This window comes from Pseudomonas sp. B21-009, assembly GCF_024749345.1.
In the GTDB taxonomy this organism is placed as follows: Bacteria; Pseudomonadota; Gammaproteobacteria; order Pseudomonadales; family Pseudomonadaceae; genus Aquipseudomonas.
The window spans coordinates 933882-945968 of sequence record NZ_CP087199.1; the positions used below are offsets into that span (position 1 = coordinate 933882).

Below are 12087 nucleotides of genomic sequence, written 5' to 3' on the forward strand. Positions count from 1 at the left end.
GGAGCAGAATGTCAGTGCACCGATTGCGACGCTGGCGGCAGATGGCTCAGGCGTTCCGTCAGGCGCAAGCGCTGGATTGGATCGTCGCTGAGCAGCAAGGCGTGCTCCAGGTCGAAGCGTTCGGCCTGGGGGCACTCCAGGTGCTGATACAGGGTGGCGCGGGCCATGTAGTCGGCGGCAGTGCCAGGGCCTAGCTGCAACACCCGTTCAGCGTCCTTCAGGGCTTCGAGATGATCGTCGTGGCTGGCGTGCAGCTGGCGCAGGTTGCGTGACAGGCGCTGGAGCATCTGCAGCGGGCTGGCGGTCAGCAGGTGGTCGGCGCTCAAGGCCAGTTGCGGGCCGAACTGACGGCCAAGCAGCTCGCGGCAATCGGCCGGGTACAGGCGTCGGCCGCCACAGGGGTCGAGCAGGTGGTCGGCACCGGGCACGCGCAAGAGAAAGTGCCCGGGGAAGTTCACTCCCTCAAGAGGGATCGACAGGCCGCGGGCCAGTTCCAGGCTCAGCAGGGCCAAGGCCAGGGGCTGGCCGCGGCGGCGTTGCATGACTTTGTCGAGCAGCGCCGCCTGGGGCCGCAGCGGGTGGTATTCGTCCTGCTGGAAGCCCAGGGCGTTGAGGCGGCGTAACAACGGCTGGGCCAGTTCGCTGAGCGGCAGCATCGGCAGCCCGGTGCTGACTTCCTGCTGCAGGGCCTGAACCTCGGCCATGACGCGCGCAGGCACCACGCTGTCATCGTGCTCGGCAGCGATCCACAGCGCCGCCTCCAGCAAGGCGACCGGGTCACGTTCAAGGCAAGCCAGGCAGGCACTACGTGGGTTCATCACAACCTCCGCTCAAGCTTCTGTTGTAGCGCTGGCGCGGCCTTTCGTCCAGTGGTCCGAGTGTTGTCATCGGGGTGTAAAGCGCGACCTATACTGGGATCAGCACCTCATCGAGGAGCCTGCCGATGTTCGCTCTCATGCAAAGCACTCGCACGCAGTCGCTGCACCTGTGCATCGATCCGCCGACCGGCCTCAAAGCAGTGGTCGCCATTCATAGCGAACACCTGGGCCCGGCCATGGGAGGCTGTCGCTACCTGGCTTACCCGGACGACGACAGCGCCATGGTCGACGCCATTCGCCTGGCCCAGGGCATGAGCTACAAGGCCGCCCTGGCCGGGTTGCCGTTGGGTGGCGGCAAGGCGGTGATCATTCGCAACCCCCATGTGGAAAACCGCGCGGCCTTGTTCGAGGCGTTCGGGCGCTTCGTCGAAACCCTGCAGGGGCGCTTCATCACGGCCGTGGACAGCGGCACCTCGACCCTGGACATGGACTGCATCGCCCAGACCACCCAACACGTCACCAGCACCACCGCTGCCGGTGATCCGTCACCCCATGCGGCCATGGGCGTGTTCGCCGGCATTCGCGCCACCTCGATGGCGCGCCTGGGCAGTGACAACCTCGAAGGCTTGCGCATCGCCGTGCAAGGCTTGGGCAATGTCGGCTACGCCCTGGCCGAGCAGCTGCATGCCGCGGGCGCCGAGCTATTGGTCAGTGACCATGACCCGGGCCGGGTGCAGCTGGCGATCGAGCAGTTCAATGCCCGGCCGGTGGCCAATGAAATGTTGATCAGCACGCCCTGCGACATTTTTGCCCCGTGCGGGGTAGGGCCGATACTCACCGGCCAGAGCGTGATGCAGTTGCGCTGTGCGGCGGTGGCGGGGGCGGCGAACAATCAGCTGACCACCCTGCAGGTGGCCGACCAGCTGGAAAGCCGCGGCATTTTGTATGCGCCCGATTACGTGATCAATGCCGGCGGGTTGATCTATGTGGCGCTCAAGCACCGTGGCGAGGACCTGGGCACCATTACCGCGCACCTGGCGCGCATTCCCTCGCGCCTGACCGAAGTGTTCGCCCACGCCCAGGCAGAAAAACGCTCGCCGGCGCGAGTGGCGCAGATGCTCGCCGAGCAGATGATCTACAACTGAACGGCGCCTACTCGGCGGCGCCCTCGGCGAGCAGCTCGGACAGGGCGTCGGGCTGGCTCTTGAAGGCCTTGGCGAACACGTCACGGTTTTTCGCCATATAGATACCGGCATCCTCGACCTGCTGTTCGCTCAGCGACGGCACGGCTTTTTTCAGGACCTCGGCCAGCAGCTCGGCCAGCTCCAGCATCTTGTCGTGACGGTCTGCTTCGGCTTTATCCATGAACAAGCGCTCCAGGTCGCGGCTGCTGCGGTATACCACTTCGACGGCCATTCATCACCTCACATGCCTTTGGTAATCGATGTATTCGATACTGTTTATTTGTACAGTGTTAATGATAGGGTAATCCACAGGACTAAGATAGTGGCAAATCAGTATTCTGCTGTTGCCCATTCTTCACCAGGGCCTGGGACGGCACTTTTGCCGCTCTCTATGGTCTGCTTCAGCGTGTAGAATTGCGCATCGGCAGTCGAGCCATCCAGTCTACGAAGGAACAGCAATGAACGAGCAAACATCGCGCCTGAATCGGGAACGGCGCTTTCTGGTACTGCTGGGGGTGATCTGCCTGGCGCTGATCGGCGGTGCGCTGTACATGCAGATCGTGCTCGGCGAGGCGCCATGCCCGCTGTGCATCCTGCAGCGCTATGCGTTGCTGCTGATCGCCGTGTTTGCCTTCATTGGCGCAGCCATGCCCGGCAAGCGCAGCCTGACCCTGCTCGAAGGCCTGGTGGTGCTCAGCGCCATCGGTGGCATCGCCGCTGCCGGTAACCACGTGTACATCCTCTCCAATCCGGCAGTCAGCTGCGGCATCGACACCTTGCAACCGATCGTCGACGGCCTGCCGCTGGCCTCGGTGCTGCCGCTGGTGTTCCAGGTCGATGGCTTCTGTTCCACGCCGTACCCGCCGGTCATGGGCCTGTCCCTGGCGCAATGGGCACTGGTAGCCTTTATACTGACCGCCGTACTGGTACCCCTGGGTATCTACCGCAACCGCCGTCAGGCTTAGACAAAAGTCATGTATTGACGCAAGCCTGTTGTGCAATCAGATTTGCAAAGTTTGTCGCACCAAACTTGATCCTGATCAAGTTCTAACCCTTGTAGAACGGGCGTTCCAGGGGTATTGAAAGGGGTGCGACAAACTGTCGCGAAACTGATTTTTCGGGTGCGATTGTTACACAATTGGTAAAGGACTGTTGCTCAATAAGTCATAGTCAACGATAGGTTACCTATCTACAATCGCCCCCAATTTCCGTTCGGCACCGCTTGCGAGTCGCAGGATTAAAGGAGCTCCAGGGCTCTTTTCGCTGACTCTGACGAGCATCGCCTGCGGCGATGCCGGGCTGACCCCCCTCCGTGATTTCCCGCACCAAATGGAATTGGTCTGAACACAGGCCTGTTGCCTACTGAAGTCAAAATAATAAACACCGCAATACCCGGTTTATGCCGAGCCGCCGCAGCTGGCCTCAAGGTATGACCGTATTCGATCCCATAAATGCTGACGCTTGGCAGGACGAAGTGTTGGCGACCAAAACACAAATTGCATTGAAGCAAGCTGCTCTAGAGGTCGTGAGATGAGTAAAAAGCGTTACCCCAGACTGTTTGGCATTCTGCCCTTTTTAGGCATGCTTTTACTCAGTGGGTGCAACTGGACCCTGCTCGACCCGAAGGGCCAGGTCGGCATTGAGCAAAAGAACCTTATCCTGATCGCTACCGGCTTGATGTTGCTGGTGGTGATTCCTGTCATTTTCATGACCCTGGCGTTTGCCTGGAAGTACCGCGCTTCCAACAAGGCAGCCACCTACACCCCGGACTGGTCGCACTCGACCAAGATCGAAGTGGCGGTCTGGACCATCCCGGTGCTGATCATCATTGCCCTGGGTTACGTGACCTACAAGACCACCCATGAGCTGGACCCGTATCGTCCGCTGGTTTCCGACGTGAAGCCGGTGCAGATCGACGTGGTCGCCCTGGACTGGAAATGGCTGTTCATCTACCCGGAACAAGGCATTGCCACGGTCAACAAGATCGTCTTCCCGGCCAACACCCCGGTCAACTTCCGCGTGACCTCGGACTCGGTGATGAACTCCTTCTTCATCCCGGGCCTGGGCGGGCAGATCTACGCAATGGCGGGCATGACCACCAAACTGCACCTGATCGCCAACGAGAACGGTGAGTTCGACGGTATCTCCGCCAACTACAGCGGTGCTGGTTTCACCGGTATGAAGTTCAAGGCAACCGCCACCTCCCAGGCCGATTTCGAAGCATGGGTGAACGAAGTCAAGCAATCGCCTAAAAAGCTGGATGCCGCTGAATACGCAGCATTGGCCAAAACAAGCGAAAACAATCCAGTCGCGCTGTACAGCGTGGCCTCGCCTGAGCAGTTCCAGTCCATCGTCGACAAGTACGAAGGCATGAACCGCGGCCGGCCGGTCCACGAACAAGAGCAGAGCAAAGAAGCGGCCGGTACCGAAGGGATGGACGTGAGTATGCATTCAGCTGCTGGGGCAGAGGAGTAAGAGATGTTCGGTAAACTAAGTCTGGATGCGATTCCGTATCACGAGCCGATAGTCATGGTGACGCTTGCCATGATCGCGCTCGGCGGTCTCGCGCTCGTTGGTGCTATCACCTATTTCAAGAAGTGGACCTACCTGTGGTCCGAGTGGCTGACTTCGGTCGACCACAAGAAGATCGGGGTGATGTACATCATCGTCGCGATGATCATGCTGCTGCGCGGCTTTGCTGACGCCATCATGATGCGCACGCAGCTGGCCATGGCCACCGGCGGATCCGAGGGCTACCTGCCGCCCGAACACTATGACCAGATCTTCACCGCTCACGGTGTGATCATGATCATCTTCATGGCAATGCCATTCTTCACCGGCCTGATGAACCTGGCCCTGCCTCTGCAGATCGGTGCACGTGACGTTGCCTTCCCGTTCCTCAACTCCCTGAGCTTCTGGCTGCTGGTGTCCGGCGTCGTGCTGGTCAACGTCTCGCTGGGTGTTGGTGAGTTCGCCAAGACCGGCTGGGTCGCATATCCACCGTTGGCGGGTATCCAGTACAGTCCTGGCGTGGGTGTCGACTACTACATCTGGGCGCTACAGCTATCGGGCCTGGGTACGACGCTAACGGGTGTCAACTTCCTCGCCACCGTGCTGAAAATGCGCGCGCCTGGCATGAAGCTGATGGACATGCCGATCTTCACCTGGACCTGCACCTGGGCCAACGTGCTGATCGTCGCTTCGTTCCCGATCCTGACCGCTGCACTGGCTCTGCTGACCGTTGACCGTTATCTGGACTTCCACATTTTCACCAACGAGCTTGGTGGGAACCCGATGATGTACGTCAACCTGTTCTGGGCCTGGGGTCACCCTGAGGTTTACATCCTGATCCTGCCGGCCTTCGGTGTGTTCTCGGAAGTCACCTCGACCTTCGCCGGCAAACGCCTGTTCGGCCACAAGTCGATGATCTACGCTTCGGGCGCGATCGCGGTACTGGGCTTTGCGGTATGGCTGCACCACTTCTTCACCATGGGTTCGGGCGCCAGCGTCAACACCTTCTTCGGTCTGGCGACCATGCTGATCTCGATCCCAACCGGGGTGAAGCTGTTCAACTGGCTGTTCACGATCTACCAGGGCCGTCTGCGCTTCACCGCGCCGATCATGTGGACCCTGGGCTTCATGGTGACCTTCTCGATCGGTGGTATGACCGGCGTACTGCTGGCTGTTCCAGGTGCTGACTTCGTTCTGCACAACAGCCTGTTCGTAATCGCTCACTTCCACAACGTGATCATCGGTGGTGCGGTATTCGGCTACATCGCCGGCTTCGCCTTCTGGTTCCCGAAAGCCTTCGGTTTCACCCTGAACGAGAAGTGGGGCAAAGCTGCCTTCTGGTTCTGGATCTCCGGTTTCTACGTGGCCTTCATGCCGCTGTACGCACTGGGCTTCATGGGTATGACCCGTCGTCTGAACCACTCCGACAACCCACTGTGGGAACCCTACCTGTACGTAGCCGTTGTCGGCGCCGTGCTGATCCTGTTCGGTATCGCTTGCCAGCTGATCCAGCTGTACGTGTCGATCCGCGACCGCAAGGACAACATGGACGTGACCGGCGACCCATGGGGCGGCCGTACCCTGGAATGGTCGACTTCGTCGCCACCACCGTTCTACAACTTCGCCACCATGCCTGAGAAAGTCGGCCTGGATGCCTGGCACGAAGCCAAGGAAGCCGGTGTTGCCTACAAGGTTCCAGCCAAGTACGAAGCGATCCACATGCCGAACAACACCTCTACCGGTGTGTTCATGGGTGCCTTGCTGACCGTGTTCGGTTTCGCCTTCATCTGGCACATCTGGTGGCTGGTCGGCGCAAGCCTGATCGGTACCATCGCGGTCTTCGTCGCCCACGCTGCTCGTGACGACCAGGGTTACATGGTTCCAGCCGAGGAAGTGGCGCGCATCGAAGGTGAGCGCATGAAGTCCCTGGGCCTGGCTACCGGTACCCCGGTTGGCGCACGTGTCGAATCGTTTGAACGGGTTTAATCAATGTCCAGTCATGTAATTAACGCTGATACTCATGCTCATGGTCACGACCATGGGCATGACGACCACCACCACGACTCGGGCCAGATGACCGTATTCGGTTTCTGGCTGTACCTGATGACCGACTGCATCCTGTTTGCGTCGCTCTTCGCCACCTACGCGGTGCTGTCCGGCAGTTTTGCCGGCGGCCCGTCGGGTCACGACATTTTCCAGCTGGACTTTGTCGCGGTCGAAACCGCACTGCTGCTGTTCTCGAGTATCACCTTCGGCTTCGCCATGTTGCAGATGTTCAAAGGCAACAAGGGCGGCGTGCTGGGCTGGCTGGCTGTCACCTTCCTGTTCGGTGCCGGCTTCATCGCGATGGAAGTCTATGAGTTCCATCACCTGATCGCCGAGGGCTTCGGCCCGCAGCGCAGTGGCTTCCTGTCGGCGTTCTTCGCGCTGGTCGGTACCCACGGTCTGCACGTAACCGCAGGTCTGATCTGGATGGCGGTGATGATGTACCAGATCAACAAGCACGGTATCACTGGCACCGCCAAGACCCGCATGAGCTGCCTGAGCCTGTTCTGGCACTTCCTGGACGTGGTCTGGATCTGCGTGTTCACCGTCGTGTATCTGCTGGGGGTTCTGTAAATGGCTAACGCACATAACAGCCACGCCGAGGGCAACCACGGTAGCGTCAAGTCCTATGTGATCGGTTTCATCCTGTCGGTCATCCTGACAGCGATTCCGTTCGGCCTGGTGATGTTCCCGAGCATGCCGAAGGACATCACGATCATGGTCGTGGTGGCCCTGGCGGTCATCCAGGTCGTGGTTCACCTGGTGTACTTCCTGCACATGGACCGTTCCGCCGAGCAGCGCTCCAACGTGTCGACCTTCATGTTTACCGTGATGGTCATTGCACTGTTGGTCGGCCTGTCGCTGTGGATCATGTTCAGCATCCACACCAGCATGATGGCGAAGTGAGGTAAGACGACATGTCCGTTAAGCACTTTATCCAAATCACCAAACCGGGGATCATTTTCGGTAACGTGCTTTCTGTGGCAGGCGGTTTCTTCCTTGCCGCGCAAGGGCATGTCGACTTCATGCTGTTCCTGGCCACGGTGATTGGCACTTCGTTGGTGGTGGCGTCTGGTTGCGTGTTCAACAACTGCATCGACCGTGACATCGACATCAAGATGGAGCGCACCAAGAACCGGGCGATGGTCCAGGGCCAGATCTCGCTGAAAGTCGCGCTGGCCTACGCCACCCTGCTCGGGGTGGCCGGCCTTGGCCTGCTGTATGTGCAGGCCAATGCTCTGGCAGCGTTGTTCGGCCTGATCGGCTTTGTCATCTACGTCGGGTTCTACAGCCTGTACCTCAAGCGCAAATCGGTGCACGGCACCCTGGTGGGCAGCCTGTCCGGTGCCATGCCTCCGGTGATCGGCTATTGCGCGGTAAGCAACAGCTTCGACCTGGCTGCACTGACCCTGCTGGTGATGTTCAGCCTGTGGCAAATGCCGCATTCCTACGCCATTGCGATTTTCCGCTTCAACGACTACCTGGCCGCATCGATTCCGGTGCTGCCGGTCAAGCGCGGGATCCTGGTGGCCAAGAAGCACATCCTCTGGTACATCGTGGCGTTCCTGGTAGCGACCCTGATGCTGACCCTGGGTGGCTACGCCGGCATGAGCTACATGGCCGTAGCCGCGGCCATGGGCATGTACTGGCTGTACATGGCCTGGACCGGCTACAAGGCTGTCGATGACCGCCTGTGGGCACGCAAGCTGTTCGTGTTCTCGATCTTCACCATCACTGCCCTGAGCGTGATGATGTCGCTGGACACCAAAGTGCCGACCGAGCTGCTGCTGACTTACGCGCACTGATTCATCAGCGTGTAATGAAAACGCCCCAGGCTGCGAAGCCTGGGGCGTTTTTGTTTGTGCGGCGTTTCTACAAACGACCGAAACTGCTGTTGACAAGTACCCCGTGTTTGCCGGATTTTATCGCCGCGCAGGTAAGGAGTATCTGCGCAGGGCCAGAGGATGCTGGCCGTGATTCATCACACAAGGGACTGTTCATGACCGAGCCAAACGCCGTTGCTCAACGGGCGTGCCTCGCGCTGTTGCGCGAACGCCACACTTCCGCTCATTTCGACACCGCCTTGCAGGTGCTCGATTGCCTGTTCCGTCGTCGCAGCCTGGCGCCCGGGCAGGATGACGAGCTGTCGGCCGAGGTGCTCGAACCGCATCTGGATAAAGTCCTCACCGCCATCGAAGCCGGCCAGCGCATCGAGATGGTTCTGCCGGCCTTCCCGGGCAAATCGCCGAACCGGCAGAAAACCCTCAGCCACCTGCCAGACCTTGCCGAGCGCCACGCCATCGACGAGCTGCAGCAGCTGTGCGCGGAAATCCAGGCCCTGTACGCACCGGGTGCGTTGATTCACATCTGCTCCGACGGCTATGTGTTCTCCGACCTGGTGCGCGTGCCGGATGAGCACGTCAAAGCCTACACCGACGAGATCCAGCGCTACGCCGAGCAGCACTACCCGAACAGCTTCGCCCTGTTCGATCTCAAGGATGCCTATCCGCAACTGGGTTGCCTGGACTCCATGCGCGAAGAGCTGATGATCGAGTACGGCCAGTCGCTGATTGCGCTGGGCCAGCGCTTTCAGGACGAGCCACACATGATGCTGATGTACTGCGGCATCCACCGCTTTCTGTCCGAGGATTACTCAGGCCTTGGCGAGTTCGCCGGCATGAGCCTGAACGCGGTGAAGAAGATCGCCAAGCCGGCCTCGCAACGGGTGATCCAGCGCAGTGAAGCCTGGAGTGCCTTGCTGCAGGCGCGTTATCCACAGTGCCTGCGCCTGTCGATCCACCCGCAGTTGGCGGTATCGGCGAAAATCGGCATTCGCCTGGTGCCTACCAGCGACCTCTGGCGTACGCCCTGGCACTCGGTGGCGATCAAGCGTAGCGGGGTAGTGATGCTCGACAAGCGCAGCAACATCGATGAGCGCTACAGCCGCCTGGTGTTCCGCCAGGGCCGTCCTTGCCACTACGCCAGTGCGCAATGATGCCGGTAGCGCTGGCGGCTGATGCGGTGATCTTCGACCTCGACGGCACCCTGGTCGACACCTTGCCCGATATCGTCTGGTGCCTGAACCACGTGCTGCAAGAGCAGGGCTACCCGCCGCTGTCACTGGAGACCATCAGTGCCTACGTAGGCGGCGGTACCGGGGCGATGCTCGAGCGGGTTGCTGCGCGCCTGGGGATTGTCGACGACAAGGCTCTGCATGAGCACTACATCGCCTGCTACCAGCAGCACCTGGTGCAGTTCTCGCGACCGTTCGATGGCGTGCCGGAGCTGCTTGAAGGCTGTCGCCGGCTGCAACTGCCGATGGCCATCGTCACCAACAAGGCCCATGACATGGCGCTGCAGGTGGCTGCGCAGCTGTTCCCGTCGGGCACCTTCGAGCTTGTCCTTGGCCAGCGCCGCGGCCACCCGCTCAAGCCGCAGCCAGACGCGGCTCTGGAGGCGGCCCGCTACCTGGCCGTCGAGCCCGCGCGTTGCCTGTTTGTCGGCGATACCGTCATCGATCTGATGACCGCGCGGGCGGCCGGCATGCACTGCGCCGCCGTGACCTGGGGCTATGGCCCGGTCTATGCCCTGCAGGCACAGGCGGCGGATCTTTACTGCGAGCAGCCGGCAGAGCTGTTGCGGGCCCTGCAACAGGCACTCACTTCTTGCATGGCTGGCACTCTCGCCAGCCAACGTTGAAACACCACCTCTCAAGGAAGAAAGGTCATGCAACACAAGGACACCTGGATCAAGGCGGTCAGCGACGTGCTGGCGGGTTATCTGCTCAAGGACAATGACGATCGCTTTGACGCGGCGGGCAGGGCCAATCTGGCCGTCAGCCTGGCCCGCTTCTACGATCAGCAGGCGCCGGTGCGTCTGGTGCTGCCGGGCTTCCCGTGCAAGTCGCCGAACGCCCGCGACCAGACCTTCGGCACGATGCCGGATTACGGCGAAGCCATGGCCATCGAGCGCCTCGACCAACTCGGCCAGGACATTGCCGCGCTGCACGCGCCGGGCTGCGTGGTGTCGATCCTCAGCGATGGCACCACCTTCAACGACATCGTTGGTGTACCTGATGACCTGCGCAAAGCCTACAACCAGGCCCTGCGCGAGTTGTGCACCACCCACACGATCAACTGGGTGAGCATGGAAGACCTGTTCCCCCAGGCCAGCAGTGCCGATGCCGTACGCGCGACCCTGGTCAAACAGGCACGTTTGCCGTGGAAGAACGTCGAGGCACTGATCGAGCAGAGCCGCCCTGATGAAACCCTCAGCCACGCCCACGACAAGCTCTGCAGCCACCTCTACAACGACTTGCGCCTGTGCCGCGAAGCTGGGCAGAGCGAAGACGAGCACCTGCAGCAGATCGGCTACAAGGCCTATCAGATGATGTTCCGCGGCCAGGCGCTGAATGCTGCGGTCAATCGCTTCTTCCCCGACGACATCCGCCTGTCGGTGCATCAGTACGACAATGCCGGGCCAAAATTCACCGTGGCCCTGGCCGACGGCCTGACCCGGGTGTCCAGCCCCTGGCATGCGGTGCCGGTGCGCCACCTGGATGGCAGCCAGACTCTGCGCGGCCGTGCCGAGGTGGACGTCGACAAGCATGTGCTGGTGCAGTACCAGGGGCGCCCGTGGCTGTACCACGAGAGCACCGGCGAAGCGCTGCAGGGCTTCGAGTTCGAACTGCAGAAGCGTCCGTTGTTCGGCTTGGTGGTACGTGACCCGTTGGGGCTGGGCTTCGAACGTTTTTCGACGCAGCTGCTCGAAGCGCTGGTGGAGACCTTCGGCTTTGTCTGCCTGCGTGGCTGCCGCTTCGAAGACCGCGAGAGCTTTGCCCGCGACTGCGAGCGCTTTGGCACCATCTACCAGTGGGCGTTCGGCAAGGTGCATGTGGTCAAGCCGGCGGACAAACCCGAAGGCGTGGTGCACTCGCTGGAAAAGACTCCATTGCATTGGGACCTGAACATGCTGCCGGACAGCGATGCTCAGGTTCAGCGCGATCCGAAGTTCTGCGCAAGCAAGTTCATGCTCTATTGCAAGACTGCGCCGCAACCGGGGGAAGGGCAGACCACCATCGTCGACAGCCGCAATGCCTTGCGCAAGGTTGGCAACCAGGTGGCGCGGTTGTGGCAGGCGGTTGATATCACCTATTACACGCGTATGACTTACTTTGGTGGTTCGCCGCGTCACTACAGCCTGGTCGACCTGCACCCGCGCACCGGCGAACGCATTCTGCGCTATCAGGAAGGCACCGACTCCAGCCTGCAGACCTTGAGCCAGGAGGTGCAAGGCTTCGAGGCGCAGGCCCAGCAGGCCCTGCTTGAGCAGCTCAATGCCCTGGTCTACGACGATGAATGCCTGATCGCCCATGACTGGGTCGAAGGTGATCTGGTGCTGATCGACAACTACCAGACCCTGCATGGCCGCTTGCCTATGTCGCCGGCCTCGGCCTCCCGTGAGCTGTGGCGGGTTCAGGTGTACTGAGCCGAACACTCCCTGGCAGCGGTCGGTGCCCGCTGCCCGGG

12 protein-coding genes are annotated in these 12087 nt (G+C 60.9%); 10 read left to right on the forward strand and 2 right to left on the reverse strand.

The genetic code is table 11. The features are described from left to right. Nucleotides 1-11 precede the first annotated feature (11 nt). The gene (locus tag LOY34_RS04190; protein WP_045196124.1) at nucleotides 12-818 is read right to left on the reverse strand and encodes a SirB1 family protein; all 807 of its coding nucleotides are present in this window, start codon (nucleotides 816-818) and stop codon (nucleotides 12-14) included. Between the two features lie 125 nt (nucleotides 819-943). Here LOY34_RS04190 and LOY34_RS04195 point away from each other — a divergent pair, with 125 nt between their 5' ends. Continuing rightward, nucleotides 944-1963 carry a Glu/Leu/Phe/Val dehydrogenase dimerization domain-containing protein gene (locus LOY34_RS04195; protein ID WP_045196126.1) on the forward strand — a complete coding sequence of 340 codons (1020 nt, stop codon included), beginning with the start codon at nucleotides 944-946 and terminating at the stop codon, nucleotides 1961-1963. A gap of 7 nt (nucleotides 1964-1970) precedes the next feature. Here LOY34_RS04195 and LOY34_RS04200 read toward each other — a convergent pair whose 3' ends face one another. Continuing rightward, nucleotides 1971-2234 carry a YebG family protein gene (locus LOY34_RS04200; protein WP_045196128.1) on the reverse strand — a complete coding sequence of 88 codons (264 nt, stop codon included), beginning with the start codon at nucleotides 2232-2234 and terminating at the stop codon, nucleotides 1971-1973. Between the two features lie 226 nt (nucleotides 2235-2460). On the opposite strand from LOY34_RS04200, the gene LOY34_RS04205 reads away from it, so the two are divergent. The 9 genes from LOY34_RS04205 (at nucleotide 2461) to LOY34_RS04245 (ending at nucleotide 12046) form a co-directional block, all read left to right on the forward strand. Then, nucleotides 2461-2967 carry a disulfide bond formation protein B gene (locus LOY34_RS04205; protein WP_195885690.1) on the forward strand — a complete coding sequence of 169 codons (507 nt, stop codon included), beginning with the start codon at nucleotides 2461-2463 and terminating at the stop codon, nucleotides 2965-2967. Nucleotides 2968-3532: 565 nt separating this feature from the next. Next, complete coding sequence (gene cyoA / locus LOY34_RS04210; protein WP_045196132.1) at nucleotides 3533-4477, forward strand: ubiquinol oxidase subunit II; 945 nt, start codon at nucleotides 3533-3535, stop codon at nucleotides 4475-4477. Nucleotides 4478-4480: 3 nt separating this feature from the next. Beyond that, nucleotides 4481-6499: a cytochrome o ubiquinol oxidase subunit I gene (gene cyoB, locus LOY34_RS04215; RefSeq protein WP_045196135.1), complete on the forward strand. Its 2019-nt coding sequence runs from the start codon at nucleotides 4481-4483 to the stop codon at nucleotides 6497-6499. 3 nt (nucleotides 6500-6502) lie between these two features. Beyond that, on the forward strand, nucleotides 6503-7132 hold the full coding sequence (locus tag LOY34_RS04220) for a cytochrome o ubiquinol oxidase subunit III (RefSeq protein ID WP_026001353.1): 630 nt from the start codon (nucleotides 6503-6505) through the stop codon (nucleotides 7130-7132). Beyond that, nucleotides 7133-7465, forward strand: a complete 333-nt coding sequence (cyoD, locus tag LOY34_RS04225; protein ID WP_038997063.1) for a cytochrome o ubiquinol oxidase subunit IV — start codon at nucleotides 7133-7135, stop codon at nucleotides 7463-7465. Between the two features lie 11 nt (nucleotides 7466-7476). Further along, nucleotides 7477-8364, forward strand: a complete 888-nt coding sequence (gene cyoE / locus LOY34_RS04230) for a heme o synthase (protein ID WP_038997062.1) — start codon at nucleotides 7477-7479, stop codon at nucleotides 8362-8364. Between the two features lie 194 nt (nucleotides 8365-8558). Beyond that, the gene (locus tag LOY34_RS04235; RefSeq protein WP_093388028.1) at nucleotides 8559-9554 is read left to right on the forward strand and encodes an isocyanide synthase family protein; all 996 of its coding nucleotides are present in this window, start codon (nucleotides 8559-8561) and stop codon (nucleotides 9552-9554) included. Beyond that, the gene (locus LOY34_RS04240) at nucleotides 9551-10258 is read left to right on the forward strand and encodes an HAD family hydrolase (RefSeq protein WP_195885692.1); all 708 of its coding nucleotides are present in this window, start codon (nucleotides 9551-9553) and stop codon (nucleotides 10256-10258) included. The genes LOY34_RS04235 and LOY34_RS04240 overlap by 4 nt, the downstream gene beginning before the upstream one ends. Nucleotides 10259-10285: 27 nt before the next feature. Continuing rightward, nucleotides 10286-12046, forward strand: a complete 1761-nt coding sequence (locus LOY34_RS04245; protein ID WP_195885693.1) for an L-tyrosine/L-tryptophan isonitrile synthase family protein — start codon at nucleotides 10286-10288, stop codon at nucleotides 12044-12046. Nucleotides 12047-12087: the final 41 nt, after the last annotated feature.